This is a genomic window from Streptomyces sp. UC4497 (assembly GCF_054871485.1).
The window spans coordinates 1-26,824 of the sequence record NZ_JBTYHB010000020.1; the positions used below are offsets into that span (position 1 = coordinate 1).

At 70.8% G+C, this 26,824-nt stretch carries 21 protein-coding genes, 1 other RNA gene and 1 pseudogene; 13 read left to right on the forward strand and 10 right to left on the reverse strand.

From position 1 onward, the window contains the following. Positions 1-153 precede the first annotated feature (153 nt). Both ACYSUO_RS25455 and ACYSUO_RS25460 read right to left on the reverse strand, forming a co-directional pair. A complete protein-coding gene (locus ACYSUO_RS25455) occupies positions 154-987 on the reverse strand; it encodes an ABC transporter ATP-binding protein (RefSeq protein WP_461778570.1) in 834 nt (277 codons plus the stop codon). Further along, positions 980-1,900, reverse strand: a complete 921-nt coding sequence (locus ACYSUO_RS25460; protein ID WP_461778571.1) for an ABC transporter permease — start codon at positions 1,898-1,900, stop codon at positions 980-982. Before ACYSUO_RS25460 ends, ACYSUO_RS25455 begins: the two co-directional genes overlap by 8 nt. 148 nt (positions 1,901-2,048) lie before the next feature. Between ACYSUO_RS25460 and ACYSUO_RS25465 the strand changes: the two genes are divergently transcribed. Both ACYSUO_RS25465 and ACYSUO_RS25470 read left to right on the forward strand, forming a co-directional pair. Further along, positions 2,049-2,672 (forward strand): TetR/AcrR family transcriptional regulator, encoded by a 624-nt coding sequence (locus ACYSUO_RS25465; RefSeq protein WP_266710904.1) that lies wholly within the window; start codon positions 2,049-2,051, stop codon positions 2,670-2,672. A 215-nt stretch (positions 2,673-2,887) separates the two neighbouring features. Then, positions 2,888-4,081, forward strand: a pseudogene (locus tag ACYSUO_RS25470) (threonine/serine exporter family protein); the annotation flags it as partial. A 112-nt stretch (positions 4,082-4,193) separates the two neighbouring features. Here ACYSUO_RS25470 and ACYSUO_RS25475 read toward each other — a convergent pair. After that, positions 4,194-4,694 (reverse strand): MarR family winged helix-turn-helix transcriptional regulator, encoded by a 501-nt coding sequence (locus tag ACYSUO_RS25475; protein ID WP_461778572.1) that lies wholly within the window; start codon positions 4,692-4,694, stop codon positions 4,194-4,196. A 115-nt stretch (positions 4,695-4,809) separates the two neighbouring features. Between ACYSUO_RS25475 and ACYSUO_RS25480 the strand changes: the two genes are divergently transcribed. Beyond that, positions 4,810-5,223 (forward strand): organic hydroperoxide resistance protein, encoded by a 414-nt coding sequence (locus ACYSUO_RS25480; protein WP_389283201.1) that lies wholly within the window; start codon positions 4,810-4,812, stop codon positions 5,221-5,223. 18 nt (positions 5,224-5,241) lie between these two features. Here the strand turns inward: ACYSUO_RS25480 and ACYSUO_RS25485 are convergent, their stop codons facing one another. From ACYSUO_RS25485 to ACYSUO_RS25510, 6 genes are all read right to left on the reverse strand, one after another. Further along, positions 5,242-6,561 carry a hypothetical protein gene (locus ACYSUO_RS25485; RefSeq protein WP_461778573.1) on the reverse strand — a complete coding sequence of 440 codons (1,320 nt, stop codon included), beginning with the start codon at positions 6,559-6,561 and terminating at the stop codon, positions 5,242-5,244. Positions 6,562-6,691: 130 nt separating this feature from the next. Beyond that, complete coding sequence (locus ACYSUO_RS25490) at positions 6,692-7,534, reverse strand: class I SAM-dependent methyltransferase (RefSeq protein ID WP_461778574.1); 843 nt, start codon at positions 7,532-7,534, stop codon at positions 6,692-6,694. A 175-nt stretch (positions 7,535-7,709) separates the two neighbouring features. After that, the gene (locus ACYSUO_RS25495) at positions 7,710-8,591 is read right to left on the reverse strand and encodes a carbohydrate ABC transporter permease (protein ID WP_461778575.1); all 882 of its coding nucleotides are present in this window, start codon (positions 8,589-8,591) and stop codon (positions 7,710-7,712) included. Then, positions 8,588-9,991 carry a carbohydrate ABC transporter permease gene (locus ACYSUO_RS25500; RefSeq protein WP_461778576.1) on the reverse strand — a complete coding sequence of 468 codons (1,404 nt, stop codon included), beginning with the start codon at positions 9,989-9,991 and terminating at the stop codon, positions 8,588-8,590. Before ACYSUO_RS25500 ends, ACYSUO_RS25495 begins: the two co-directional genes overlap by 4 nt. 7 nt (positions 9,992-9,998) lie before the next feature. Further along, positions 9,999-11,411, reverse strand: a complete 1,413-nt coding sequence (locus ACYSUO_RS25505; RefSeq protein WP_461778577.1) for an ABC transporter substrate-binding protein — start codon at positions 11,409-11,411, stop codon at positions 9,999-10,001. Positions 11,412-11,600: 189 nt separating this feature from the next. Further along, positions 11,601-14,717, reverse strand: a complete 3,117-nt coding sequence (locus tag ACYSUO_RS25510) for an FHA domain-containing protein (RefSeq protein WP_461778578.1) — start codon at positions 14,715-14,717, stop codon at positions 11,601-11,603. A 433-nt stretch (positions 14,718-15,150) separates the two neighbouring features. Here ACYSUO_RS25510 and ACYSUO_RS25515 point away from each other — a divergent pair, with 433 nt between their 5' ends. The 4 genes from ACYSUO_RS25515 (at position 15,151) to ACYSUO_RS25530 (ending at position 20,542) form a co-directional block, all read left to right on the forward strand. Next, positions 15,151-16,836, forward strand: a complete 1,686-nt coding sequence (locus ACYSUO_RS25515; RefSeq protein WP_461778579.1) for a serine/threonine-protein kinase — start codon at positions 15,151-15,153, stop codon at positions 16,834-16,836. Positions 16,837-16,993: 157 nt separating this feature from the next. Then, a complete protein-coding gene (locus tag ACYSUO_RS25520) occupies positions 16,994-18,235 on the forward strand; it encodes a serine/threonine-protein kinase (RefSeq protein ID WP_461778580.1) in 1,242 nt (413 codons plus the stop codon). Between the two features lie 57 nt (positions 18,236-18,292). Further along, positions 18,293-19,399, forward strand: coding sequence for a peptide chain release factor 2 (prfB, locus tag ACYSUO_RS25525; RefSeq protein ID WP_461778581.1), 1,107 nt, complete (start codon positions 18,293-18,295; stop codon positions 19,397-19,399). A gap of 342 nt (positions 19,400-19,741) precedes the next feature. Continuing rightward, on the forward strand, positions 19,742-20,542 hold the full coding sequence (locus ACYSUO_RS25530) for a hypothetical protein (protein WP_461778582.1): 801 nt from the start codon (positions 19,742-19,744) through the stop codon (positions 20,540-20,542). A gap of 68 nt (positions 20,543-20,610) precedes the next feature. Here ACYSUO_RS25530 and ACYSUO_RS25535 read toward each other — a convergent pair whose 3' ends face one another. Beyond that, a complete protein-coding gene (locus tag ACYSUO_RS25535) occupies positions 20,611-20,802 on the reverse strand; it encodes a hypothetical protein (protein ID WP_426903325.1) in 192 nt (63 codons plus the stop codon). A gap of 301 nt (positions 20,803-21,103) precedes the next feature. On the opposite strand from ACYSUO_RS25535, the gene ftsE reads away from it, so the two are divergent. From ftsE to dacB, 6 genes are all read left to right on the forward strand, one after another. Continuing rightward, positions 21,104-21,793 (forward strand): cell division ATP-binding protein FtsE, encoded by a 690-nt coding sequence (ftsE, locus tag ACYSUO_RS25540; protein WP_266710884.1) that lies wholly within the window; start codon positions 21,104-21,106, stop codon positions 21,791-21,793. A 60-nt stretch (positions 21,794-21,853) separates the two neighbouring features. Beyond that, positions 21,854-22,771, forward strand: coding sequence for a permease-like cell division protein FtsX (gene ftsX, locus ACYSUO_RS25545; RefSeq protein ID WP_461778583.1), 918 nt, complete (start codon positions 21,854-21,856; stop codon positions 22,769-22,771). Between the two features lie 79 nt (positions 22,772-22,850). Continuing rightward, positions 22,851-24,023: a S41 family peptidase gene (locus ACYSUO_RS25550; protein WP_461778584.1), complete on the forward strand. Its 1,173-nt coding sequence runs from the start codon at positions 22,851-22,853 to the stop codon at positions 24,021-24,023. Positions 24,024-24,054: 31 nt separating this feature from the next. After that, the gene (smpB, locus tag ACYSUO_RS25555) at positions 24,055-24,603 is read left to right on the forward strand and encodes an SsrA-binding protein SmpB (RefSeq protein ID WP_399233573.1); all 549 of its coding nucleotides are present in this window, start codon (positions 24,055-24,057) and stop codon (positions 24,601-24,603) included. 127 nt (positions 24,604-24,730) lie between these two features. Continuing rightward, positions 24,731-25,118, forward strand: a transfer-messenger RNA (tmRNA) gene (gene ssrA / locus ACYSUO_RS25560). Positions 25,119-25,236: 118 nt separating this feature from the next. Continuing rightward, entirely contained in the window at positions 25,237-26,820 is a 1,584-nt protein-coding gene (gene dacB / locus ACYSUO_RS25565) for a D-alanyl-D-alanine carboxypeptidase/D-alanyl-D-alanine endopeptidase (RefSeq protein WP_461778585.1), read from the forward strand. Positions 26,821-26,824 lie beyond the last annotated feature (4 nt).

Below are 26,824 nucleotides of genomic sequence, written 5' to 3' on the forward strand. Positions count from 1 at the left end.
GCCCGGCCGGGGTCGGCGCGGCGCCAGTGCGGGTCCCCCCCGCGCCGGCCCCCCGGGCGGTGCCCCCCCAGGTGGTGCCGACGCGCCCCGGGGGGGCCCCCCCCCCCGCCCCCGGGGGGGGGGCCGCCCCCGTTTTCCGTGCCCGAGCGGCCGCTAGGCGGCGACGGGAGCCTTCGCCTTGGGCTTGGCGGTGGTGGTGGCGTTGGTGAACGCCTCGTACTCCTTGAGGACGTCCTCGGTCGGCCCGTCCATCCGCAGCTCGCCGCGCTCCAGCCACAGCACCCGGTCGCAGGTGTCGCGGATGGACTTGTTGCTGTGGCTGACGAGGAAGACGGTGCCCGCGCGCTTGCGCAGCTCCTTGATGCGCTGCTCGGACCGCTTCTGGAAGGCCCGGTCGCCGGTCGCCAGCGCCTCATCGATCAACAGCACGTCATGTTCCTTCGCGACGGCGATGGAGAACCTCAGCCGAGCGGCCATGCCCGACGAATACGTCCGCATCGGCAGCGTCACGAAGTCGCCCTTCTCGTTGATCCCGGAGAAGTCGACGATCTCGTCGTAACGGTCCCGCACCTGCTCGCGCGACATGCCCATCGCGAGGCCGCCGAGCCGCACGTTGCGCTCGCCGGTGAGGTCGTTCATGAGGGCCGCGTTCACGCCGAGCAGGGAGGGCTGGCCGTCGGTGTAGATGTGCCCGTTCTCGGTGGGCAGCAGCCCGGCGACGGCCTTCAACAGGGTTGATTTACCCGACCCGTTGGTCCCGATCAGCCCGATTGCCTCACCTCGGTAGGCGGTGAAGGACACGTTCTTCACGGCGTGCACCTTCCGCACCCCCGCCCGCTTCTCGGCCTTCTTCCGGCCGCCGAGGATGCGGCTCAGGGCGGCGGTCGCGGCGCCACGGCCCGCGCCGGTCCCGTTGACGCGGTAGACGATGTCGACGCCGTCGGCGATGACGGTGGGAATCCGCTGGTCGTTGATGTGCTCAGCCACGTCCGTACGTCTCCTCGGCCTTCCAGAAGTAGATGAACCCGCCGACCCCGACGAGCAGTGCCCAGCCGGCCGCCAACGCCCAGATGTGCGGCGGCAGTTGATCCGCGGTGAAGCTGTCGATGAGCGCGAAGCGCATCAGGTCGATGTAGGCGGCGGCCGGGTTGAGCTGGAGCAGCGTCCGTACGAACGACGGGATGTCCTGCCCCTCCGTCAGCCGCGTCAGGCTCCACATCACGCCGGACGTGTACATCCACGTACGCAGCAGGAACGGCATCAGCTGCGCGAGGTCCGGGGTCTTCGAACCCATCCGCGCCATGATCAGCGCGAGCCCCGTGTTGAACACGAACTGAAGCGTGAGAGCGGGCACCACGAGCAGCCAGGACGGCGCCGGCGGCACGCCCGTCGCCAGCAGGATGACCACGAGCGCGCACATCGAGAACAGCAGCTGCTGGAGCTGTTGCAGGCAGAACGAGACCGGGAGCGAGGCCCGCGGGAAGTGCAGGGCCCGGACGAGCCCGAGGTTCCCGGAGATCGCCCGCGTCCCCGCCATCACCGACGACTGCGTGAACGTCCACACGAACACGCCCGTGACCAGGAACGGGATGTAGTCCGGCACGCCCCTGCTGGTGCCCATGAGCTTGCCGAAGATGAAGTAGTACACCGCCGCGTTCAGCAACGGCGTCAGCACCTGCCAGAGCTGCCCGAGCTTCGCCCGGCTGTACTGGGCGGTGAGCTTGGCGGTCGAGAAGGACGAGATGAAGTGCCTGCGCTGCCACAGCTGGCGTACGTACGCGGACAGCGAGGGCCGCGCGCCGCTGACGCTCAGCCCGTACCGGGCGGCGAGGGCCGCCGGATCCTCGGGGGTGGACCGCGGTGCCTCCTGCGGGGGAGGCGTGTCCAGGACCTGGCTCACATCCGCTGCTTTCGGTCGGGGGCGGGGCGACGGCCGGCGTTCACCCGCCGTTTACGTCGGGACGGGTCCGTATCGTCGTGACGTGAGCGTAGGGCGGAGCGACGTCGGAACGCAACCGTTTCGTCGTCGCGCGCCTATGCTTTGCCATATGACGACCAACGCCGACTCCCCCAAGCCGACGCGCCGCAGGGCCCCCGCCGGCGCGGCCGTGCTGCGCGAGGACGTGACGGAAGCCATCCGCGCGGCCGTCTTCGAGGAGCTGGCCTCGGTCGGCTACGCGCGCATGTCCATCGAGGGCATCGCGCGCCGCGCGGGCGTCGGCAAGACGGCGGTCTACCGCCGCTGGAAGTCCAAGCTCCACCTGGTCCTCGACCTGGTCTCGGCGATCGCCGTACAGGGCCTGCCCGCCCCGGACACGGGCTCCCTGGAGGCCGACCTCCGCCTCCTCTACGAGGTCACGTCACGCGCGCTGCGCCACCCGGTGGCCGGCCAGATCATCCCGGACCTCCAGGCGGAGGCGGCCCGCAACCCGGAGATCGCGGAGGCTTTGCAGAAGGCGCTGCGCGAGGGGCAGCACGGGGTGGCGAGCGGGATCGTACGGGCGGCGGTGGAGCGCGGGGAGCTGAGCTCCGGGCTCGACGAGGAGCTCGCGCTGGACCTCATCTCGGGCCCGCTGTACTGGCGCACGCTGGTGGTGCGCACGCCGAAGCTGCCGAAGGGGCATCTGAAGAAGCTGTCGGTGGCGACGGCGGCGGCGCTGAAGGCGCTGTGAGGAAGGCGCTCTGAGGAGCGGCGCGAAACTCTTAAGTCGTTTAAGTGTGATGTCCGTTACGCTCCATTTGTATGCCTTCGAGGACCCGTCCCGCCGCCACCTTCGACCGCGCCGACCCCTGGCTGACCAAAGCGCTGCCCCGGCTGCGTGGCATCGAGCCGACCAGAAGTTACGGGTACGGCGGCGAGCTGCTGCACGACGACGGGCGGGCCGACATGGAGGCCTACGGCGCCCGCGTCGCCGAGCTCGCGACGCGGCTCGGGGAGGCGCTCCTGTCGTACGGGGCTTCTGCCGAGGAGGCGGTCGCCGGGATGCTGGTCGTCGCCGAGACGTACGGGCTCAGCTACTGCGAGCCGGGCGTCACGCTCGCCTCCGTGTCGCTGTCCGCGCACGCGCCCGGTGAGCTCACGCCGCTGCACGCGAACCGGGTGATCCGTAAGCACGCCACCGACTTCCGTACGTTGGGGCGCATTCACGCCCTCGTCGAGCGGATCAGTGCCGGGCAGCTCGGGCTCGATGAGGCGCGGGCCGCGATCGCGCGGATCCTCGACGTGCCGGCGGAGCGCGGGCGGTGGGCGGTGTGGCGGGTGCCGGTGCAGACCGGGTTCGTGGCCGCGGGCGGTGGAATCGCGTTCGGTGGTGGTGCGCTCGCGTCGGTGTGCGCGTTCTTCGCCGGGCTGCTCGGGGCGCTGCTGAGCGGCTGGTTGGGGCGCAACGGCGTGCCCGCGTTCTACCGGTCGGCCGTCGCCGCGATGCCGACCGCCGTGCTGGCCGTCGCGATCAGTCACGGCGCGCCGCCGACGACCGTGCAGTCGGTCGTGGTCGCCGGGGTGCTGGGGCTGCTGCCGACCGTGACCTTCGTCAGTGCCGTGCAGGACGCGCTCACCGGGCACTATCTGACCGCGCTCGGGCGGCTCTTCGACGCGTTGCTGGTGTTCGCCGCGGTGGTCACGGGCGTGGTGGCCGTGCTCGGTGTGGGGCGGCTCGTCGGGTTCGAGGCGCCGGTCGTGCCGACGGCGGAGCGGGCCGAGTATCTGGGGGCGCCCGTCGTGGGTGCCGCGGTGTTCTCGGTGGCCGTGGCGGCGCGGGCGCGGACGCCGCGGCGGGACTGGTTGCCCGCGGGGCTGCTCGGGCTCGTCGGGTTCGTGGTGGCGGCCGAGTTCGCGGTCCTCGGGCTTCCCTCGCTCGTCGGTACGGCGGTGGTGGCGGCCGGGGTCGGGTGCGCCGCGCATGCCGTGGCCCGGCGGAGGCGGGAGTCGGCGCTGCCGATGGTCGTCCCTGGGATCGCCCCGTTGCTGCCGGGCAGTGCGTTGTACGTGGCGTTGGCCGCGCTTGCCTCCGGGCGGACCATGACGGGGATCGGGGGGCTTGTGCACGCGGCGGCGGTGACGCTGGCGATCGCGGTGGGGGTGGGGTTGGCGGGTGAGGCTGCGCAGCTGGGGCGGAGGGTTCGGGGGGCGGGTGGTTCTCGTGCGCCGCGACGGGGGCCACGTCACGGGGCTCCGCCCCGGGCCCCGCGCCTCAATCGCCGGCGGGGCTTGAGTTCGCCCACCCGTCCAGCGCGCTCGTCAAGTGCTCCAGCCGTTTCCTCAGGCTTTCGATCTCCTCCAGGTCGAAGCCTGTTGCGGCCGCGATCCGGCGCGGGACCTCGGCCGCGCGGTCCTTCAGGGCCGCGCCGGAGGGCGTGAGGGCGATGGTCACCGAGCGTTCGTCCGTGGCGCTGCGTTCGCGGCGGACGAGGCCGTTCGCCTCCAGGCGCTTGAGGAGCGGGGAGAGGGTGCCGGAGTCGAGGCGGAGGCGTTCGCCCAGGCGCTTGACCGGGAGCGGGCCCTCCTCGGGGGCGGCCTCCCAGAGCACCAGCATGACCAGGTACTGCGGATAGGTGAGGCCCAGGTCCTTGAGCAGCACCCGGTAGACGCCGCCGAAGGCGCGCGACGCCGCGTTGAGCGAGAAGCAGATCTGGCGGTCGAGCCGGAGGTACTCGTCGGTGCTGGGAGTGCTGGGGGTGCTGGGCGTGGCCATGGCTCCAGGGTAGCGCTCGCGCGATTGAGTTGTGCGCAATTGAATTGTGTGCTCTATTGGTGGAGTACAGAGACAGTCGCGAAGAGATTCACGTAAACGAGAGGCAGGTCCTTCCATGGACGCCATCTACACCGCCGTCGCCACCGCCACCCACGGCCGCGACGGGCGTGCCGTCTCCTCGGACGGCGTGATCGACCTTCAGCTCGGCATCCCGACGGAGATGGGCGGCAACGGCCAGGGCTCCAACCCGGAGCAGCTCTTCGCCGCCGGTTACGCGGCCTGCTTCGGCAGCGCGCTCGGGCTCGTCGGCCGCGGCGCCAAGGTGGACGTCGCCGACGCCGCCGTCACCGCCGAGGTCTCCATCGGCAAGCAGGGCGAGGGCTTCGGGCTCGCCGTCGTGCTCCGCGTCGAGCTGCCCGAGTCGGTCGACGCCGAGACGGGCCGCAAGCTGGTCGAGCAGGCGCACCAGGTGTGCCCGTACTCGAACGCGACGCGCGGCAACATCGACGTGCAGATCGTCGTCGAGTAGGCATCGATCGGGCCTGCGTCAATCAGGCCTGGACGTACCCCCGTTGATCCGCGCGAGCGCCTCGCCCGTCCGCGGGCTCCACGCCACCAGGACCGCCTCCGGCGGCAGCCGCTCGCCCCGGTCGAGCAGCAGCCAGCGGACGCGGTAGCGGTCGGCGACGGCCTCCCGTTCCGCGCGGGTGGACGTGGGGGAGAGGTAGGCGCGCACCGCCGCCCGGCGCCGGTCCCAGTCGGCCCTGTCGACGACCGGGTCGGGGCGGGCGGGCGCGACCAGCGTCGGGCCGTAGCCCGGCAGCGCCCGGATCGGACGGTGGCCGCTGGTGAGGACCGTGTCGCCGGGTGGAATGTGCTGCGCCGCCCAGGTGTACGCGGGCCAGCTCGGTGGCGGGTCGAGGGCCGTGGCCAGGAAGCCGAGCGCCGCGCCCGTCGCCGCCAGCGCGCCGAGCGCCCGGCGCCGTCGTGGCCAGGGGCGGGGCGCCGCGAGGGCGATCGCCAGCGCGAGCTGGAGCGGCACCACCGTGAGGACCATGGCCGCGCCGTACGCGGAGGGGTGGACCACTGCGGCGTACGCGAGGGCCGCGATGCCCGCCGCGCACAGCAGTACGAGCGGGTCCCTGCGGTCGAGGCGCCATCGCAGCCACAGTGGCGGGAGGCCGATCAGCGCGAGCCACGGGACGTGCGGCTGCGCGTGGTCCGCGTCCGGCCACAGCCATACGAGTCCCACCGCCGCGACCCCCGCCACGGCCCAGCGCACGCCTTCTCGCCGCAGTCGCCACGCGCCCGCCCACACCCACAGGGCGATCCCGATCGCGAACGTCGACGGGTAGCCGAGGTCGATCATCAGGGAGCGCAGCGCGAGCGGTTCGGTCCGCCAGTCCGTGCTCGTTCCCCAGAGCAGCGTCAGCGTCAACAGGGCGACAACCGGGGCCCATTGGCGTGATGTGAGGGTGCGGACAAAGCGGTTCAGGCCCGTCAGCAGAACCAGCAGGTTGGCGGGGCCCGCGAGCTTCATGACCTCCCAACCTGTCAGTCCCGTTGCCCGCGCGAACGCTCCCTCCGCCATCGCGTACGGGGACGAGACGTACGGGTTGCCCGCGCCCGGCAGGTCGACCAGCGGGTGGCGCGGGTGCAGCAGGCTCACCTTCAGGCGTTCGATCACCGCCGCGTGCAGCCCGTAGTCGTAGGCCATCGGCACCCACCAGTACGCGAGCGTCAGCAGCAGCCAGCACAGGCCGCCGAAGACGAAGAACGGGGTCGGGCGCCAGAAGTGGCCGCCGTGCAGCGCCGTCGCGCCGCGCGCCGCTCCCCGGGCGAGTGCGGTGGTCGTCAGATACGGCATGGGGCATGCGTGCCCCGCCGGAGCGGCCCGCCCCGCCTTTCGTGGGCCGTGCGGGTGAGCGCCACGGTCCACGAAGGGCGGGGCCGGGGTCCGGGACTCCGGCAGGATCCGCCGGAAAGGCCCTGGGCCGTCAGCGGCCCAGCAGGGAGCGCAGCAGGCCCTTCGGGCGCGGGCCCTGCGTGGGCACGGCCGAGGCGGTCGACTCGTAGCGCGACACCGGCTGGGCCGGGCGCTTCGCCTTCTTGCCGTCGATGCGGATCATCGAGTGCCCGGCGACCTCCTCCGCGCCGTGCCAGAAGTCCTTGCGTCCCGCGAGCATCGCGCCCAGCTCGGTGCGCACCGGCTCGAACGAGCCCCACGTCCCGTAGAACTTGGTCGCCGTGATGCACAGCGGCTTCAGCCCTGTCGTGGCGACGGCGCCCCACGTCGCGGCCGCGACCCCCGGGCAGTGCTCGGCGCGGAAGTCGTCGAGCACGACGATGCCGTCCTCGCCGAGGAGTTCGCGGGAGGCCTCGATGTCGCCGTGCACGTGCTCGTACAGATGCGAGGCGTCGACATGCACGAAGCGGCAGCTGCCGGGGGCGACCAGGGACGTGATCACGTGCGAGGGGCCCTGCACCACCTCGGGCAACTCGTCATGGAACGCTTGGTAGTTGGCCTCGAAGGCGGTTCGCGTGAGGGTGCTGTAGGACTTGTTCATCTCCTTGTCATTCGCCATGTCGTCGGCGGGTGAGTCGAACAGGTCGCAGACCGTGAAGGTCTCCTTCTCCTCCAGGTACTGGCCCATGAAGATGGCGCTCTTGCCCATGTAGACGCCGAGTTCGAGGAGATCCCCGTCCTGGCCGAGCGCGCGCTGCCGGCTCAGGAACCAGTCGAAGAGCACCTGGTCGATGTTGTGGAACCAGCCTTTGACGTCGTCGAGCGCGGCCGGGCGGGGCAGTTCGGCGGGCGCGGTGCGGGACTCGTGCTGCATGTCAGCTCCAGTACGGATGACGTGGGTGCGGGGCCGGCGGACGACGCGCTCGCCGGCCGGCCCCGGGAGGCCATCAGCTCTGGGTAGGTGCACGGGGTGTCCGCGCAGTGGCCGGGAGGGAACGAAAGGCCTTCTCGCTCGACAAATCCCGGTTGTAAGGCTAATTCCGATCTTCCTACTTCACGGCGCCCGCCATCACGCCGGACACGAACTGACGCTGGAACGCGAAGAACACGGCCAGCGGGACGACCATCGAGATGAACGCGCCGGGACCGAGCACATCGATGTTGTTGCCGAACTGCCGTACCTGGGTCTGAAGGGCGACCGTGATCGGCTGGCTGTCGGTGTCCGTGAAGATGAGCGCGACCAGCATGTCGTTCCACACCCACAGGAACTGGAAGATGCCGAGCGAGGCGATCGCGGGAGCGCCGAGCGGCAGCACGACCCGCAGGAACAGGCGCAGTTCACCCGCGCCGTCCAGGCGGGCCGCCTCCAGGAGTTCGCGCGGGATCTCCGCGAAGAAGTTCCGCAGCAGGAACACCGCGAACGGCAGCCCGAACCCGACATGGAAGAGGATCACGCCGAAGATCGAGCCGAAGATGCCGAGGTCTCCGAAGAGGCGGGCGATCGGCACGAGCGCGACCTGCACGGGAACCACGAGCAGCCCGACCACGATCAGGAACCACCAGTCGCGGCCCGGGAACTCCATCCACGCGAACGCGTAGCCGGCCAGCGAGCCGACCACGATCACGAGCAGGGTCGCGGGCACCGTGATCAGGGCCGTGTTGACCAGGGAACGCGTGATGTCCGAGTTCTCCAGGAGGCTGCTGTAGCTCTCGAAGGTCAGCTGCGCCGGCTTGCTGAACACCGTCCACCAGCCGCTGTCCGCCATGTCCTCGGGCGAACGCAGCGAGGAGAACAGCAGGCCGATCGTCGGCACCAGCCACAGCACACCGATCAGCAGCAGCACGAACTGGACGAACCCGCCGCTGACCCGGTCGCCGATCCGGCGCGCGAGCGAGCGCGGTGCCTTGACGGTCTCGTGGAGAGTGGTCATCGCCTTGTCTCCCGCCGCAGCCGCCGCATGTTGAACCACATCACCGGGATCACGAGCAGCAGGAGCAGCACCGCGATCGCGCTGGCCAGGCCCTCGTTGCCCTCGCTGAACGCCGAGCTGTACAGCTGCAGGGCCAGCACGTTTGCGTCGTCCTGCGAGGATCCCGGCGCGATGATGAAGATCAGGTCGAAGATCTTCAGTACGTTGATCATCAGCGTGACGAGGACGACCGCGAGCACGGGCGCCAGGAGCGGCACCGTGACCCGGCGGAAGACCTGCCACTCGGAGGCGCCGTCCACGCGGGCGGCTTCGAGGAGTTCGCGGGGGATGCCGGCGAGGCCCGCCCCGATGAGCACCATCGCGAACCCGGCCCACATCCATACGTACGCGACCATGATCGAGGTCGTCACGATGTTGAGGTACAGATCGAATCCGCCGAGGTGGATCGTGAAGAACTTCTTGTCGCCGAGCCAGTCGGCGCCGTTGTACGGCTCCTTGAAGTTGGCTGCGGGCAGCCGGAGTTGGGCGCCGTCGGCCTTGGCCGGAAGCGCGAACGTGCCGTCGGCGGCGGCCGTCGTGGAGGCCACGACCTTGCCGCCCTTGACGGCCTCGACGCGCATGCCGGGGTAGCCGACCTCGGTCGCGTCGACCTTGTTCAGGCCGCCCGCGCCCTTGCCGAGGGTGAAGTCCTGCCACACCGTGCCGGTGACCCCGGCCTTCCCGGCGGCGGGCTCCTTCGCGGGTTTGGCGCCCTCGGGCATCTGGTCGGCGGCGACGCCAACCAGTGGCAGCAGCACGGGAGTTCCGGCCTGCACCGGTTCCTTGGTGAGGAACGGTCCGCCGCTCTTCCCTTCGAGCTCGCCGTTCCCGCGCGGATGCGCCTTCGGGAACGCGGAGGAGTCGGCGAACGTGTCGTGCACCCCGACCATGACCGCGTTCACCGCGCCCTTCTCCGGGTCCTGGTCGTAGACGAGCCGGAAGATGATGCCCGCGGCCAGCATGGAGATGGCCATCGGCATGAAGACCACCAGCTTGAACGCGGTGGCCCAGCGGATCCGCTCGGTGAGCACGGCGAAGATCAGGCCGAGCGCCGTGGCGACCGTCGGGGCCAGCACCACCCACCAGATGTTGTTGTTGATCGCGGCCTTGGTGTCCTCGCGCGTGAACAGCGTCTCGTAGTTGTCGAACCCGATGAACGAGCCGCCCGAGGCGTTGAAGAAGCTGCGGAAGAGCGAGTAGCCGATCGGGTACACGACCAGGGCGCCGAGCAGGATCAGCGAGGGCAGCAGGAAGAGCCCGGCGACGGACTTGCGGGTGCCGGTGACGCTCTTGCGGTTGCGTGGCGGCGTCGCGGCGGCAGCCCCGGGATCCGGGGTGCCGCCGCCGGTGGCGGTGGTCATCGCCGCGTCAGTCCTTGAACGCCTTGGCCGCTTCGGCCTCCAGGGTCTTCTGGGTGCCCGCGATGTCCTTGGGGTTCATCAGGAAGTCCTGCAGCGCCTTCCACTCGCCCTTGCCGGGCGTACCGCCGAAGGCCTGTGGCATCTGGTCCGACATGTCGAAGCGGAAGTCGTTTCCGGCCCCCACGAGCGCCGTGGCGATCTCGCGCTGCACCGCGTTCGGGTACGAGGCGAGGTCCACGTTCTTGTTGGGGGAGAGGTAGCCGCCCAGCTTGGCCTGGATGGTCGCCGCCTCCGGCGAGGCCAGCCACGTCACCAGCGCCTGCGACGCCTCGGAGTCCTTCAGGATCACCGCGGCGTCACCGCCACTGACCACCGGCTTGTCACCGGAGCCGACCGCGGGGAACGGGAACACCTTCGCGTCCGTGCCGACCTTCGCCTTGGTCTGCTGGATGTTCACCTGCGCGAAGTCGCCCTCGTAGACCATGGCGCCCTTGGGCTGATCGCCGCCGGTGAAGGTCTGCTCGACCGACTTCGTGAACTCGGTCCCGACGGCCCCCTTGTTGCCGCCGGCGAGGAAGTCGCTCTTGCCCCACAGCTGGGCGAGCGTGGTGAGCGCGTCCTTCACGGACGGATCGGTCCACTTGATCTCGTGCTTGGCGAGCTGGTCGTACTTCTCGGGGCCCGCCTGCGACAGATAGATGTTCTCGAACCAGTCGGTCAGCGGCCAGCCGTCGGCCCCGCCGACGGAGAACGGCGTGACACCGGAGTCGTAGATCGCCTGTGAGGTGGCGAGCAGTTCCTTCCAGGTCTTCGCTTCCTTGGCGGCCGCGTTCTCGAAGACCTTGGCGTTGTACCAGACCAGGGACTTGTTGGCCGCCTTGTAGTACGCGCCGTACTGCTTGCCGTCGACCTTGCCGAGGTCCTGCCAGCCCTGGGAGTAGTTCTTGGCGAGCTGCGCCTCGGCGTCCTCGCCCAGCGGTTTGGCCCACTTCTTGTCGACGGCCTGCTTGATGGCGCCGGGCTGCGGCAGCATCGCGACGTCCGGCGGGGCGCCGCCGGCGACCTTCGAGCCGAGGAAGTTGATGATCGGGTCCTGGGCGGGGACGAAGGTGACCTTCGCGCCCGTCCGCTTCTCGAACTCCGTGAGCACCTGCTTGAAGTTCTTCTGCTCCTCGCCGGTCCATACGGCGGCTATCTCCACCGACTTCCCGTTCAGCTTCGGCAGCTTGACCGAGGACGCGGGCGTCTTGTCGCCGTTCCCGTCGGACGTGCCGTTGTCGTCATCGCCTCCACAGGCGGTGAGCGTGAGCGCGAGGGAGCCGATGGCTATGCCCACGAGGGTCGTGCGGAAGGTGTGGGTGCCGCGGGTCCTGCGGGTGCTGGGGGTGCGTGTACGAAAAGTGCTGCGAGTGCTGCCCATCACTGCCCCGTTCTCGTCCTGAACGCTGAACGTACGTACTGAGCGCTGTCCCGTGCGCACTGGTCTACGCCCGGCCAGGGAGAACCGGCAAGGGTGCCCGTGCTGTAAACCGGGTGATCGTGACGGGGTCGTGATACGTCAACTCCTCAAGCCCCTGCGGCGATTGAGCAGCGGCGGGGCTTGATGTGGTCACAGGAGGGACGGGACCTCGGTTGCTGAGACGGAGCGGGCCGCGCGTTCCAGGGCGCTGGCGAGGAGGGCCAGGTCCGTCGGGCCGTTGCCCAGTTCGCGGACCGGGCGGCGGTCCGGCGGGTCGCCCATGCGGGCCCACTCGAGCGCCACCACGGTGGGCCGCTGCGTCGCCGTACGCGGGATGCGCCCGGTCACCCGCCCCGCCTGCACCTCCACGTCACGCCCGTCCGCCCCGTGCAGCACCCCGCGCCCCGGCGCCGGATCCTCGCTCCCGGTCCCCGGCGCGTCGAGCACGACTCGCGGCCGGGCCGCCCACCCCTCGGCCCCGCCGGAGGCGAACGCCGCGACGAGGTGCACCCCGAGCCGCTCCCCGTCCCGCACCACAGCCTCCAGGGCCCGCACCACCGACCCGGCGGCCGGCCGCCCCGGCGAACCGAGCGGCGGCGAGAGCAACGCGTCCAGGTCGTCCACGACCACTACGAGCCGCGGCAACGGAGGCCCGGCCTCCGCCCGCTCCCGCGTCGCACCGGGACGGAGCCGCATCGTCGAACTCGGCGGCACGTCCACATCCCCGGCGCTCTCGGCGGACGGCGCGCCGCGCTGCGACACGACCCGCCCCGCCACGGCCCGCTGCGTGTGCCACTCCGAGAAGTGCGTACGCCCTATGAGCTCGGCCCGCCGCTTCAGCTCGGTGCTCAGCGCCTGGGCGAACTCCCGCATCCGTACCGGGTCGTTGGCGGCGAGGTGCGTCGTGACGTGCGGCAGGTCCGTGCAGACCCGCAGCCCCTCCGCGCGCTCCCCGCCCGACGTCCCGTCGACCAGCACCATCCCGAGCCGGTCGGGACGCTCGGCCGCGGCGAGCGACGCGGCGACCGAACGCAGCAGCTCCGTCCGGCCACTGCCCGCCGGCCCCTCGACCAGCAGATGCGGCCCTTCGGCGGCCAGGTCCACGGTCAACGGACCGCGAGGACCGGCCCCGAGCACCGCCCACACCCGCCCGCCGAGCGAGTCCGGATCGTCCCCGGCCGCAGCCCAACGCGCCATCAGGGACGCCGGGGTGGCACGCGCGAGCCCCAACTCGTCCAGAAGGCGGGAGGTTTGAGGAAGCGGCGCCGACACACGCGAGCCCGGCCGGTCATCGGAACCGCCCACCGCGTCCGTGCGCAACGGCGCGAGCGCCCGCGCGAACCGCTCCGCCCAGGCCAGCGACACCGCGTCGGCCGTGCCGACCGTCCCGTGCCCGACGAGCTGTCCCTGCGCCGCCCGGTGCAACCGCAGCGTCGTCGCCACATCACCGCTGAGCAGCGCCACGGCCCCGCACGCGCGGAACGCCGGGCTCTCCGCGCACGCCGCCTCGTAGCTCTGCGTGGCCGGGGAGGCGGGCGAGGCGGCGGGCGCCTCGGCCAGGCACACGACGTGGATCCCGGCCGCGGCCCCTTCGGCGGCGAGCCGCACCGTGGCCTCCCGCAGCGAGGCGCTTCCGGGGTCGCCGTCGACCACGACGACCGTGGCGGCGAGGGGCTCGTCGGGTGCCTGCGCCGAGGGCCTGAGCCCCGCCGCGTGGTCGTCGAGGCGGCGCAGCAGCTCGTTCGTACGCGCCGCCGCCTGCTCCCGGTCGTACGCGAGCAGCAGCCGGCAGTCCTGGCCGTGGGCGGGCCGCACCTGGGGCAGCCAGCCGAGCCAGGACCAGTCGGCGACCCGCTCCTCCAGGGAGCGCGCCCGGTCGGTCGAGATCAGTACGAGTTCCAGGCTCTCCGGCGCGTGCAGCGTCGTGAGCTGGGCGACGGCGCAGCGCGCCAGACCCGCGAGCCGCGCGCGCGGCCCCGCGAGCCCCAGCGCCCCGGCCTCTGCGAGGCCCACGGTCACCGGCACAGCGGGCAGCAGCCCCACCCCGCCGGGGCCCGGCCGGTCGACGCTGCCGAGCCGCACCGCGAGCGCCTCCGGGTGGCCGGGACCGCGCTCCCACAGCCGCGGCCCGGGGCCGAGCGCGGTGAGGAGCAGCGCGGCCGCGTCGGGCCATGTCTCGGCGGCGCCGGCGACGGGCCTCGGCTCCTCCTCGTAAGCGGGGGCCGCAGGGGGCGCGGCCGGTCCCGCGACGGGCTCGGAGCGCTGTGGGGTCCGCAGTACGTGCGGCTCATGGATCTCGTGGTGCTGGTCGTCCATGTCGAAGCCGTCGCGCTCGTCGCGCTTGCCGCGGCGCAGCAGCCGGGAGAGCCCGCCGCGCTTGCGCGGGGCGCGTGGCAGCGCGGTGCCGCGCGCGGGGGTGCCCACACGCGTGTCGTCCGCCTCTTCGTCCGCCTCCGGCTCGGGCACCAGTGACCGCGCGCCCCCTTGAGCGGCATCGCTGGCCGCGCCCCAGGCGGAGTCCCCGTACGCGTGCCGGGTCTCCTGCTCGGGGTCGGTGACAGCAGCGGTCTGCGCGGGCGCGTCCACCGGCTTCTCGGCGAACAGCACCCGTACGTGTCCCTCCCCGTCCGGCGCCGTCCGCAGCGGACCGGGGCGGGCGGCGTCGCCCGCGACGGAGACCCGCAGCGCCGATTCCCCGAGGCGCACCAGCGAACCGGGGGACAGGCGGACGGGGCGGGAGTCGAGGGGGCGGCCGTCCACCGACGTCCCGTTCGTCGACTCCAGGTCCTCCACCGAGATCCGGCCGTCGTCGCCGAGCGTCACCGCGCAGTGCAGACGGGACACGTCCGGGTCGTCGAGGGAGACGTCCGCGTCGGCGGAGCGGCCGATGCGGATCTGCCCGCCGTGCAGCAGATGGACGCCGCCCGCGTCGGGACCCGCCACCACATGGAGTTGGGCCGCCGCGTCGTCCGGCTCCGGGCCCGGGTCCACGGGGGCGCCGAGCGCGATCACCGCGCCGTCGATCAGCGGGGGCTCACCGATGACGCAGCGCTGCGCGTCGAGCCGCTCCGTGCCCGCGAACAGGGTCGTGGACCCCGCCTCACCGCCCGCGACGGCCGTGGCCAGGCCGGAGGCGACCGCGGCGAGCGCCGTGCCCGCGGGGGCCGTGACCAGTACGTCAACACCGCGCGCGAGTGTGTCGTCACCACGTGCGAGCATGTCGGGGCGCGTGCCCAGGGGGTCTACGACGGTAAGCCGGATCTGCATCGCCGCCTGCGGTCCCTTCTGCGCGGGCGCCCGGAGACAGAGGGGCTGCCCCGCGGTCCCCCACCGCAGATTCCCCCCACCGCCACGGGCACGTCAGCCAGTGCTGGAGGCATCCTTGCACTTGCCGCTGACAACACGCCCGTCAGCCACCCGTAAGTGATCTTGATTGGTCGGCTCTGCCCGTAAAAGTGCCTGCTCGTTGCCTGCTTGAGATCGGTCACGTCGCCACTCGGCAACCAACGGCACCAGACGTGCGTCTTTCCGTCGAACACGGGTAGGTTCCGGGGCCGTGCACGGGTGGGACGACCGATGCGGAGCCGAACCCGAAGCCACAGAAGATCGACAGTCGGTACCGGGGAATCCGCCACTAGAGTGGGTCGGAACACCCGGAACCAGGTGACCCAAGCAAGTACCGATGCAGGGAGCGCATGACGTGCGGCCGGTAGGCAGCAAGTACCTGCTCGAGGAGCCGCTCGGACGCGGCGCCACGGGCACCGTCTGGCGAGCCCGCCAGCGCGAGACGGCGGGCGCGGAGGCGGCTGTCGCCGGGCAGCCCGGCGAGACCGTCGCGATCAAGGTCCTCAAGGAAGAGCTCGCCAACGACGCGGACGTGGTGATGCGCTTCCTCAGGGAGCGCTCCGTCCTGCTGCGGCTCACCCACCCGAACATCGTGCGGACCCGGGACCTGGTCGTCGAGGGCGAGCTGCTCGCCCTCGTCATGGACCTCGTCGAGGGCCCGGACCTGCACCGCTACCTGCGCGAGAACGGCCCGTTCTCGCCGGTCGGCGCCGCGCTGCTCACGGCCCAGATCGCCGACGCGCTCGCCGCGTCGCACGCGGACGGCGTGGTGCACCGCGACCTCAAGCCGGCGAACGTCCTGCTCAAGTGGGACCCCGACGGTGGCGCCGAGATGTACCCGATGCTCACCGACTTCGGCATCGCCCGCCTCGCCGACTCCCCGGGCCTGACCCGGACCCACGAGTTCGTCGGCACGCCCGCCTACGTGGCGCCCGAGTCCGCCGAGGGCCGCCCGCAGACCAGCGCCGTCGACATCTACGGCGCGGGCATCCTGCTGTACGAGCTGGTGACCGGCCGGCCCCCGTTCTCCGGTGGCTCGGCCCTCGAGGTCCTGCACCAGCACCTCAGCGCCGAACCGCGTCGTCCGTCGACGGTCCCCGACCCGCTGTGGACGGTCATCGAGCGCTGCCTGCGCAAGAACCCGGACGAACGGCCGAGCGCGGAGAACCTCGCGCGCGGCCTGCGCACCGTCGCCGAGGGCATCGGCGTGCACGCGAGCAGCGCGCAGATCGCCGCCGCCGAGGGCGTCGGCGCGCTCCTGACGCCGGACCCCGCCCCGGCCCAGGTCCCGGGCACCCCCGGCACCTCGGACGCGGACCCGACGCAGGTGCTGCCGAACAACGCGGCGGCCGCGGGCCTCGCGGGGGCGGCAGGAGCGGCGGCCGGCGCCGCCGCGGCATCGGCGTACGACCCGAACGCGGCCACCAGCGTCATGAACCAGCAGGGCCACCAGCAGGGCGGCGACCAGAACGCCGACGCGGCCGATCCGACGGCCGTGATGCCGCCGATGCCGCAGGGCCCGCCGCAGCAGATGCCCGACGCCTGGGGCGACCAGCTGCGCGCCGCCCGCGACCGCAACGAGCAGACGCAGGTCCAGTACCTCGACCCGAACGAGGACCCGCTGCGCCGCCGCCCGCAGCGCCAGGTCGCGCGCCCGCAGCAGCAACAGCCCCAGCAGCAACAGCCCCAGCAGCACCAGCCGCAGCAGTACGCGCAGCGGCAGCAGCCGCAACAGCAGCCCCAGCAGTACGCACCGCCGCAGCAGCCGCCCCGCCAGGCCCCGCGCCCGGCACCGGAGCCGCGTGAGCCCCGTGAACCGCGCCGCCGCAGCCCCAACCGGATGCGGATCCCGGGTCTCGGCTGCCTCAAGGGCTGCCTGTTCATGATCGTGATGCTCTTCGTGGTCAGCTGGCTGGTCTGGGAGTTCACCCCGCTCCAGGACTGGATCGGTACCGGCAAGGGCTACTGGGCCCAGATCTCCGACTGGTTCTCCACGGTGTCCGGCTGGATCGGCGATCTGGGGAGCAAAACCGGCAACTAGTCCGTCTTGACGGGCTGTCACGACCGGCCACCGAAGGGCAACTGGTCGGTGACGTTGGAGATTTGTCGACACCCAGCGGGTGAATTCCCCCTCTGATGCGTAGGTTGGCGCCCGAGCCGCGTAGCTTGGGCGCCAACACGCGTCTGTAGGAGCAGCCTTGGCACGGAAGATCGGCAGCCGGTACACCGCACACCAGATCCTGGGGCGCGGCAGTGCGGGCACGGTGTGGCTGGGTGAGGGACCCGAGGGTCCGGTCGCCATCAAACTGCTGCGCGAGGACCTCGCAGCGGACCAGGAACTGGTCGGCCGGTTCGTCCAGGAGCGCACCGCCCTGCTGAGCCTCGACCACGCGCGCGTGGTGGGCGTGCGCGACCTGGTGGTGGACGGCAACGACCTGGCGCTCGTCATGGACCTCGTACGCGGCACGGACCTGCGCACGCGGCTCGACCGCGAGCGCCGGATGCCGCCCGAGGCCGCGGTCGCCGTCGCCGCGGACATCGCAGAGGGCCTCGCCGCAGCGCACGCCGCGGGCATCGTGCACCGCGACGTCAAGCCGGAGAACGTACTCCTGGACATGCAGGGCGAGCTCGGCCCCGGCGGCTCCCACCCCGCGCTGCTCACCGACTTCGGCATCGCCAAGCTGATCGACACCCCGCGCCGCACGCGCGCGACGAAGATCATCGGCACGCCCGACTACCTCGCCCCCGAGGTCATCGAGGGCCTGCCCGCGCGCGCGGCCGTCGACATCTACGCGCTCGCGACGGTCCTGTACGAACTCCTCGCCGGCTTCACGCCGTTCGGGGGCGGCCACCCCGGCGCCATCCTGCGCCGGCACGTCACGGAGACGGTGGTCCCGCTCCCCGGCATCCCCGACGAGCTGTGGCAGCTGCTCATCCAGTGCCTCGCCAAGGCCCCGGCCTCCCGCCTGCGCGCCTCCGAGCTGGCCGCGCGCCTGCGTGAACTGCAGCCGATGCTCACGGGCCTGCCCCCGCTCGACGTGGACGAGCCGGAGACGGAGCCCGCCCCCGACGAACCGGAGCAGCGGACCGAGACGCCGCAGGAGCCCCCGGAGCGGCCCCGCCGCGGCGCCGTCTCCCTGATCCCCGGCTCCGCGCCCAAGGACTCCAACCGCGACACCCATACGTCGATGAGGGTCCCGGCCCCGGACGAACTGGCCGGCGGCGCCCGCGGCACGGCCCGCGCGCCCCGCGCCCACGGTTCGCCCCGCCCCGGCTCGGCCCGCAACCGGCACTCCGCGCGCCGTAGACGCATCACGCTCGGGGTGGCCGGGCTCGTCCTGGTCGCGGCGGTCGGCGGCGGCGTATGGGCGGCCACATCCTCCGGCTCCGACGAGGCACCCCCCTCGGGCAGCAACAATTCCGCGCCCACCGAGCCGTAGGACAGGCGGCGAGGACGGCCGGGGCGGATCACTTGCACCAGCCGTTAGGCTGGTGCTGTGGCAGTCGTCGATGTATCCGAAGAGCTGAAGTCCCTCTCCTCGACCATGGAGTCGATCGAGGCCGTCCTGGACCTCGACAAGCTGAGGGCAGATATCGCCGTTCTCGAGGAGCAGGCGGCCGCGCCGTCCCTGTGGGACGACCCGGAGGCGGCGCAGAAGATCACCAGCAAGCTGAGCCACCTCCAGGCGGAGGTCCGCAAGACCGAGGCGCTGCGCAGCCGTCTCGACGATCTCGGCGTGCTGTTCGAGATGGCCGAGGAGGAGGACGACCCGGACACCCGTGCCGAGGCCGAGTCCGAGCTCACGGCCGTCAAGAAGGCGCTGGACGAGATGGAGGTCCGCACCCTCCTGTCCGGCGAGTACGACGCCCGCGAGGCGGTGGTCAACATCCGCGCGGAGGCCGGTGGCGTCGACGCCGCGGACTTCGCCGAGCAGTTGCAGCGCATGTACCTGCGCTGGGCCGAGCGCCACGGCTACAAGACCGACGTCTACGAGACCTCGTACGCGGAAGAGGCCGGCATCAAGTCGACCACCTTCGCCGTCCAGGTCCCGTACGCGTACGGGACGCTCTCCGTCGAGCAGGGCACGCACCGCCTGGTGCGCATCTCGCCGTTCGACAACCAGGGCCGCCGCCAGACGTCCTTCGCGGGCGTCGAGGTGCTCCCGGTGGTCGAGCAGACCGACCACGTCGAGATCGACGAGTCGGACCTGCGCGTGGACGTCTACCGCTCCTCGGGCCCCGGCGGCCAGGGCGTGAACACGACGGACTCCGCGGTCCGCCTGACGCACCTCCCCACCGGCATCGTGGTCTCCTGCCAGAACGAGCGCTCGCAGATCCAGAACAAGGCCACGGCCATGAACGTTCTGCAGGCCAAGCTCCTCGAGCGCCAGCGCCAGGAGGAGCGCGCCAAGATGGACGCCCTCAAGGGCGACGGCGGCAGCTCCTGGGGCAACCAGATGCGTTCGTACGTCCTGCACCCGTACCAGATGGTCAAGGACCTGCGTACGGAGTTCGAGGTCGGCAACCCGCAGGCCGTTCTCGACGGCGAGATCGACGGCTTCATCGAGGCCGGAATTCGCTGGCGCAAGCAGCAGGAGAAGTAACTCCGGGATTCAACGAATAAGAGGCAACTGCCGTTCGAAGAGCGGCAGTTGCCTTTCGTTTTTCCCCGCACTCGATTCCAAATGTGCCGCACTTGTGAAGACTGAACTGGCATTTACGTCACAGTCACATGTTCGTATGGCGGTCAACTCCCCTCAAGTGTGGACATAGCGTGCGCAACGCCCTTGACGTTGATCCCAAAAGTGGAAAGGCTGGCGCGCGGCATGCGTATTAGTGGGACGCGTGTGAACGGGGGAGGGGTGAACGAGGCCTCTGATGTCTCCGGTTGAACGCGGTCCCTGGCGCTGCTCCATTGACGATTGGCTACTGGGGGTAGCAGACAGATGACCAAGAAGACGCGGATCCGCGTTGCGCGGATAGCGGCCGGTGCGGTGATTGCGGCCGGCGCCTCGCTGACCGCCGCGGGTGCGGCATCCGCCGCCACCGTCGACGAGAAGAGCGGCGAGACCTGTGGCCCGCTCGGCATTATTTGCTGGCCCACCGAGGACGACGGTGCGGACGACGAGCCGCCGGCCGAGGACGACCCGGGCAACGGCATCGCCGGTGTGACCGAGGGCAACACCAACGGTGGCGTCGCGGGTGTCACCGAGGGCAACACCAACGGTGGCGTCGCGGGTGTCACCGAGGGCAACACCGGTGGCGGCGACGAGACCACCGGCGGTGCCACGACCGGTGGCGACGACTCCACCGGCGGCAACGGCAACTCGGGTGGCAACGGCAACTCGGGCGGCAACGGCAACGGTGGCGCCACGACCGGCGGCGACGACTCCACCGGCGGTTCCTCCACCGGCGGTTCGTCCTCCACCGGTGGCGGCTCCTCGACCGGCGGCGACGCCTCCACCGGTGGCTCGTCCACCGGCGGTGGCGACAACACCAACCCCGACGGCAACAACAGCCCCGTCGAGCAGGGTCAGGGCAAGGACAGCCTGCAGGACACCGGTTCCGCTCCCGTCGAGCAGACCGGCACGGGCTCCGGCAACGCCAAGGCCACCGGTGAGCTCGCCGAGACCGGTTCCTCCGGCACCACGTTCCTGGTGATCGGTGCGGCCACGATGATCGCGGGCGGTGTCGGCTTCCGACTCCTGCCGCGTCTCGCGAACAACCGCGGCGGCGCCGCCGCGTAGCACTGCGCACAAGCAAAGGGCCCGGAGCCGATCGGCTCCGGGCCCTTTCGCATGTCTGTGTGCGGCGGCTACACCGTCTGATGCGCGAGGAGCGCCATCGCTGCCACGAGCACCGCCACCAGAGCGACCAGCGCCATGGGGCTGAGCGCGGACAGCGGGTTCTGCTGCTGAAGCCGATCGCGATTCGCCCGGCACACCGGGCAGCGGCCCTCGCTCACCGGGGCCGCGCAGTTCGCGCACACCAATCGGTCGTAGGTCATGCGCTTCTCCTCCTCCCGCGCGGCGGAGCTTGCCACCGGGCACCCCTGGGGTTCTCTCCGCTCAACGCTCCGGGAAACGCAACCGTTCCCCCTACCACTGTGCCAGCTTCCCGGAAATTCGGCGCGTCCCCCTGGAAGTAGCGCCCCTGACCAGGTACGGGGCGGACAATTCCGGCCCCGTATGCGGCATCACAGCGGGACAAAACGCTCAACGGGGGACGGCGCCTGCGCTCCGTGCGCGGCTTCGCGTATGGTCACGCACACCTACCTCCGACGCCCCCCGATGCACCGAGGCGCACCCGTGATCCGATTCGACAACGTCTCCAAGGTCTATCCCAAGCAGACCCGGCCCGCCCTCAGGGATGTCTCCCTGGAGGTCGAGCGTGGTGAGTTCGTCTTCCTGGTCGGCTCGTCCGGCTCCGGCAAGTCGACGTTCCTGCGCCTCGTGCTGCGCGAGGAGCGGGCCAGCCACGGCCAGGTGCACGTCCTGGGCAAGGACCTCGGTCGCGTATCCAACTGGAAGGTCCCGCAGATCCGCCGCCAGCTCGGCACGGTCTTCCAGGACTTCCGACTCCTGCCCAACAAGACGGTCGGTGAAAACGTCGCCTTCGCGCAGGAGGTCATCGGCAAGTCCCGCGGTGAGATCCGCAAGTCCGTGCCGCAGGTCCTCGACCTCGTCGGCCTCGGCGGCAAGGACGACCGCATGCCCGGCGAGCTCTCCGGTGGTGAGCAGCAGCGCGTGGCCATCGCGCGGGCCTTCGTCAACCGGCCCAAGCTGCTGATCGCGGACGAGCCGACGGGCAACCTCGACCCGCAGACCTCGGTCGGCATCATGAAGCTGCTCGACCGGATCAACCGGACGGGCACCACCGTGATCATGGCGACCCACGACCAGAACATCGTGGACCAGATGCGCAAGCGCGTCATCGAGCTGGAGCACGGCCGCCTCGTGCGCGACCAGTCGCGCGGCGTGTACGGATACCAGCACTGAGAAGCGCGGAACCGCGGGAAGTACCGAGAAAAGAAAGCTGCGAAAGGCGTTAGTGACGCTATGCGTGCCCAATTCGTTCTGTCGGAGATCGGCGTAGGCCTCCGCCGTAACCTCACGATGACCTTCGCCGTGATCATCTCGGTTGCCCTCTCGCTCGCCCTGTTCGGCGGCTCGCTGCTCATGAGCGACCAGGTCAACCAGATGAAGGGCTACTGGTACGACAAGGTCAACGTCTCGATCTTCCTGTGCAACAAGGGAGATGCCGACTCCGACCCGAACTGCGCCAAGGGCCCGGTCACGACCGAGCAGAAGAACGAGATCCAGCGGGACCTCAAGAAGCTGCCCGTCGTCGAGTCCGTGGCCCACGAATCGCAGGACCAGGCGTACAAGCACTACAAGGAGCAGTTCGGCGACTCCCCGCTGGCCAGCTCGCTCACGCCGGACCAGCTCCAGGAGTCGTACCGGATCAAGCTGAAGGACCCGGAGAAGTACAACGTCATCGCGACCGCGTTCAACGGGCGGCCCGGCGTGCAGTCCGTGCAGGACCAGAAGGGTGTGCTCGACAACCTCTTCCGGCTGCTCGGCTACCTGAACTACGCGGCCAGCGCGGTGATGGCGGTGATGCTCGTGGTCGCGCTGCTGCTGATCGTGAACACCGTCCGGGTGTCCGCGTTCAGCCGGCGACGCGAGACCGGCATCATGCGGCTCGTCGGGGCGTCCGGCTTCTACATCCAGGCGCCGTTCATCATGGAGGCCGCGGTCGCCGGACTCATCGGCGGCGGCATCGCCTGTGTGTTCCTCGCGGCCGGCCAGTACTTCGTGATCGACAACGGAGTGGCGCTCTCCGACAAGCTGCAGCTCATCAACTTCATCGGCTGGGACTCGGTGTTGACGAAGCTGCCGCTCATCCTCGCCGTGAGTGTGCTGATGCCGGCGCTTGCCGCGTTCGTCGCGTTGCGCAAGTACCTGAAGGTGTGACGAGAGTCCTTTCGCGCCACGGGGCGTCGTGCGGGTCAACGGCCCGTACGGCGCCCCTGGTTGTCCTAGACTCACCGACATGTCAGGTCCGGAGCTGTACTCCAGGCCCCGCCGCATCGGCCGCGGGGCGAGCCTGACATTGATCTTCATGACGGTCCTCGCGGCGGGCGCCGCGACCGGCTCCTGGCCGGGGGAGCATCGAAAACCCACGGAGAACGCGGACAGTTCGCTCGTCGCCGCGCACGAGAAGCCGATCGCGGGACCGACCGATCCGAGCGACGCGGCGGCCGAGGCGATGGCCGACGGGAAGTCGCCCACGAAGGCCGCCCAGGAGGCCGTCAGCCGCAGCGGCGACCGCTGGGGCTCCGTCTACTCGCGGGGCGAGTACGAGGAGTTCGAGCAGGCCCTCGACGGCGAGTACACCGGCATCGGCCTGCGGGCCCGCCGCACCGCCGACGGTTCGGTGAAGGTCTCCAAGGTCCGGCAGGGATCGCCCGCGCAGCGCGCCGGCATCCGCGAGGGCGACCGGATCGCGGCGGTGGACGGCGAGCCGGTCACAGGACACCCCGTCACCGAGGTCCTCGCGCTGCTGCGGGGCAAGCACGCGGGCACCCCCGTCCACGTAGGCCTTCAGCGCGGCACGCGCGCGTGGAGCGAGACGCTGCGCCGCGCCAACCTGTCGACCGACTCCGTCACCTCCGCACGGCTGCCCGACGGCGCGACGCTCGTGAAGGTGAGCGCCTTCACCAAGGGCGTCGGCGACCAGGTGCGCACGGCGGTCGACGCGGCACCCGCGCGCGCGGGCGTCGTGCTCGACCTACGGGGCAACTCCGGCGGACTGGTCACCGAGGCGGTCAGGGCGTCCTCCGCGTTCCTCGACGGCGGGCTCGTGGCGACGTACGACGTCCGCGGGGCGCAGCGGGCCCTGCACGCGCAGCGAGGGGCCGACACGTCCAGACCGGTGGTCGTGCTCGTCGACAGCGGGACGATGAGCGCGGCCGAACTGCTCACCGGCGCCCTGCAGGACCGCGGCCGCGCGGTCGTCGTGGGCTCCAGGACCTTCGGCAAGGGTTCGGTCCAGATGCCGAGCCGACTGCCCGACGGCTCCGTGGCGGAGCTCACCGTCGGGCACTACCGCACCCCCTCGGGCCGCGCGGTCGACGGCCGGGGCATCACCCCCGATCTGGAGACCGAGGCGGACACCCTGCGGCGGGCGGAGACAGTATTGACTGGCCTCGGGACCCCCTCGTAGTGCGAAAATGGTCAGCACTATGGCCAAGGCAATGTATGTACCGAAGGAGTCCCAGCCCAAGCAGGGCAAAAAGGGGGCGTCGTCCGACAAGAAGGACGGCAAGCGCAAGATGGTCGCGCAGAACAAGAAGGCGCGCCACGACTACCTGATCATGGACACCTACGAGGCCGGCATCGTGCTGACCGGCACGGAGGTCAAGTCGCTGCGGCAGGGCCGCACCTCGCTGGCCGACGCCTTCGTCCAGATCGACAGGGGCGAGGCCTGGCTGCACAACGCCCACATCCCCGAGTACAACCAGGGCACCTGGACGAACCACGCGGTGCGCCGCAAGCGCAAGCTGCTGCTGCACCGCGAGGAGATCGACAAGCTGGAGTCGAAGTCCGAGGAGACCGGGCACACGATCGTGACCCTGGCGATCTACTTCAAGGACGGCCGGGCGAAGGCCGAGATCGCGCTCGCCAAGGGCAAGAAGGAGTACGACAAGCGGCAGACGCTGCGCGAGAAGCAGGACCGGCGGGACTCGGACCGGGCGATCGCGGCGGCGAAGCGGCGCCAGCGGAACAACGAGCGGATGGGCTGACGCCCGTCCGTCAGGAATACGCTGGCATCGTCGTGCGTTGGTCACGTACGATGGGGTTGTTCCTCACGCAGGGACGCCGGATCGAAGGATCCACGGGTCGCAAGGTCCGGCTTTGAAAAATCCACATGGGGATGATCGGTTTCGACAGCGGATGTCGAAGCAGGGGAAGCGTGTCGAGGAAGCGGCAATGATCTCGTTAACCATATGTCGCAACCAATAATCGCCAATTCTAAGAGCGATTCCCAGTCCTTCGCCCTCGCTGCCTAATAACAGCGACTGAAGGACCCTAAAAGGGTGTCAGCCCGGGAGTGTTCCCGACCCGGATCCTGGCATAATCTAGGGAACTAAACTTTTCCGTCCGGCCACGGGGCGGAAAAGGAAATCAAACAGTGGCTGGGCCCGTCGGTGACTTGTTCGCGTGATCACCGGGGCCGAGAAAATCGAAGCGAACTGCACACGGAGAAGCCCTGCTGCTGCACCGTTGGACGCGGGTTCGATTCCCGCCATCTCCACCATCGTTTCATCCCATGCGATACGGGCCCGACTGTTCACACAGTCGGGCCTTTGTCGTTGGCCCAGTGGCTCAGTAGTGGGTCTTGGCGGGGCCCTGCGCTTCCGGGATGCTCCTGTGGCATGAGGAGACGTAAGGGATCGAGATGGGCCCTGCCCGCCGTAGCCGTCTGCGTTGCCGCCACGCTGAGTTGGGGAGCGCCCGCCGGCGCGGATTCCACCCCCGGCGGGCTGCCGGAGGCGATCGACACGATTCTCGGGGACGCGCGGATGGAGGGCGGCGCGGCGAGCGTCGTCGTGGCCGACGCGAAGACCGGGGAGACCCTGTACCAGCACAATCCGACCGGGCGGTTGATGCCCGCCTCCAACACGAAGCTCGCCACCTCCGCCGCGGCGATGGGCGTCCTCGGCTCCGACTATCGGTTCGCCACGGACGTGCTCGCGGGTGGGCGGGTGCGGAGCGGGGTGCTCGACGGGGACCTGTATCTGCGCGGCACCGGGGATCCGACCACCCTCGCCGCCGACTACGACAAGCTCGCCGCCGATGTCGCCGCGGCCGGTGTGAAGCGGGTGAGCGGGCGGCTCGTCGCCGACGACACCCGGTTCGACGACCACCGGATCGGTGACACCTGGGGCGGCGACGACGAGTCCTCGTACTACGCAGCCCAGATCAGCGCGTTGAGCGTCGCCCCGGACACCGACTACGACACCGGGACCGTCATCGTCGAGGTGAAGCCCGGCGCCAAGGCGGGGGACAAGCCCGCCGTCAGCGTCACGCCGAAGAACCGCTACGTGCACATCGACATGGAGGCGTCCACCGTAGGGGCCGGGGGCGAGGACACCGTCGCCGTCGAGCGGCGGCACGGGACCAACACCATCGCCGTGAGCGGCACCGTGCCGGTGGGCGGGGACACCACCAAGGAGTGGGTGACCGTGTGGGAGCCGACCGGGTACGCGGCCTCCGTGTTCCGGGACGCGCTCGCCGCGCACGGCGTGAAGGTCGGCGGGTCCACCAAGCTGGGGCAGGCCACGCCCGCGGGCGCGAAGCGGCTCGCCGCGCACGAATCCATGCCCCTGAAGGACCTGCTGATCCCGTTCATGAAGCTCTCCAACAACATGCACGCCGAGTCCCTCACCAAGGCCATGGGGTACAAGGCGACGGGCAAGCCCGGGAGTTGGGGTGACGGCATCGACGCCGTCGCCGACTATCTGAAGGGCGCCGGGGTCGACGCCACCAAGCTGCGGCAGGTCGACGGGTCCGGGCTCTCGCGCAAGGACAACTTCGCCGCCCGCCAGCTCGCCGACCTCCTCCTCTCCGTACAGGACGAGCCCTGGTACGCCGACTGGTACAAGTCGCTGCCCGTGGCCTGCGACCCGGACCGGTTCGTCGGCGGGACGCTGCGGAGCCGGATGTGCGACACGCCCGCCGCTCTCAACGCCCGTGGCAAGACGGGGTCGTTGACAGGTGCGTCGGCGCTGTCCGGGTACGTGAAGGACGCCGACGGGCGGCTGCTCGTCTACAGCGTCGTGCAGAACAACTACCTCGTCGACTCCGTGAAGCCGCTCGAGGATGCCATCGTCGTGACCCTCGCGAAGTCGACCGCTAAGGAGGCGACAGCCGCCGTGCCGAAGTCCACGCGCGCCGTTCCGGCCGCCGAGCGGGACGGCGACCTGGAGTGCTCGTGGCGCAAGCCCGCCACGTGCTGAGCGG

Coding starts and splice junctions, on each gene's coding strand:
- ACYSUO_RS25465 (WP_266710904.1), top strand. CDS start 2,049: ATGACGACCAACGCCGACTCCCCCAAGCCGACGCGCCGCAGGGCCCCC.
- ACYSUO_RS25475 (WP_461778572.1), bottom strand. CDS start 4,694: ATGGCCACGCCCAGCACCCCCAGCACTCCCAGCACCGACGAGTACCTC.
- ACYSUO_RS25480 (WP_389283201.1), top strand. CDS start 4,810: ATGGACGCCATCTACACCGCCGTCGCCACCGCCACCCACGGCCGCGAC.
- ACYSUO_RS25485 (WP_461778573.1), bottom strand. CDS start 6,561: ATGCCGTATCTGACGACCACCGCACTCGCCCGGGGAGCGGCGCGCGGC.
- ACYSUO_RS25490 (WP_461778574.1), bottom strand. CDS start 7,534: ATGCAGCACGAGTCCCGCACCGCGCCCGCCGAACTGCCCCGCCCGGCC.
- ACYSUO_RS25495 (WP_461778575.1), bottom strand. CDS start 8,591: ATGACCACTCTCCACGAGACCGTCAAGGCACCGCGCTCGCTCGCGCGC.
- ACYSUO_RS25500 (WP_461778576.1), bottom strand. CDS start 9,991: ATGACCACCGCCACCGGCGGCGGCACCCCGGATCCCGGGGCTGCCGCC.
- ACYSUO_RS25505 (WP_461778577.1), bottom strand. CDS start 11,411: ATGGGCAGCACTCGCAGCACTTTTCGTACACGCACCCCCAGCACCCGC.
- ACYSUO_RS25510 (WP_461778578.1), bottom strand. CDS start 14,717: ATGCAGATCCGGCTTACCGTCGTAGACCCCCTGGGCACGCGCCCCGAC.
- ACYSUO_RS25530 (WP_461778582.1), top strand. CDS start 19,742: ATGACCAAGAAGACGCGGATCCGCGTTGCGCGGATAGCGGCCGGTGCG.
- ACYSUO_RS25535 (WP_426903325.1), bottom strand. CDS start 20,802: ATGACCTACGACCGATTGGTGTGCGCGAACTGCGCGGCCCCGGTGAGC.
- ftsX (WP_461778583.1), top strand. CDS start 21,854: ATGCGTGCCCAATTCGTTCTGTCGGAGATCGGCGTAGGCCTCCGCCGT.
- ACYSUO_RS25550 (WP_461778584.1), top strand. CDS start 22,851: ATGTCAGGTCCGGAGCTGTACTCCAGGCCCCGCCGCATCGGCCGCGGG.
- smpB (WP_399233573.1), top strand. CDS start 24,055: ATGTATGTACCGAAGGAGTCCCAGCCCAAGCAGGGCAAAAAGGGGGCG.
- dacB (WP_461778585.1), top strand. CDS start 25,237: ATGAGGAGACGTAAGGGATCGAGATGGGCCCTGCCCGCCGTAGCCGTC.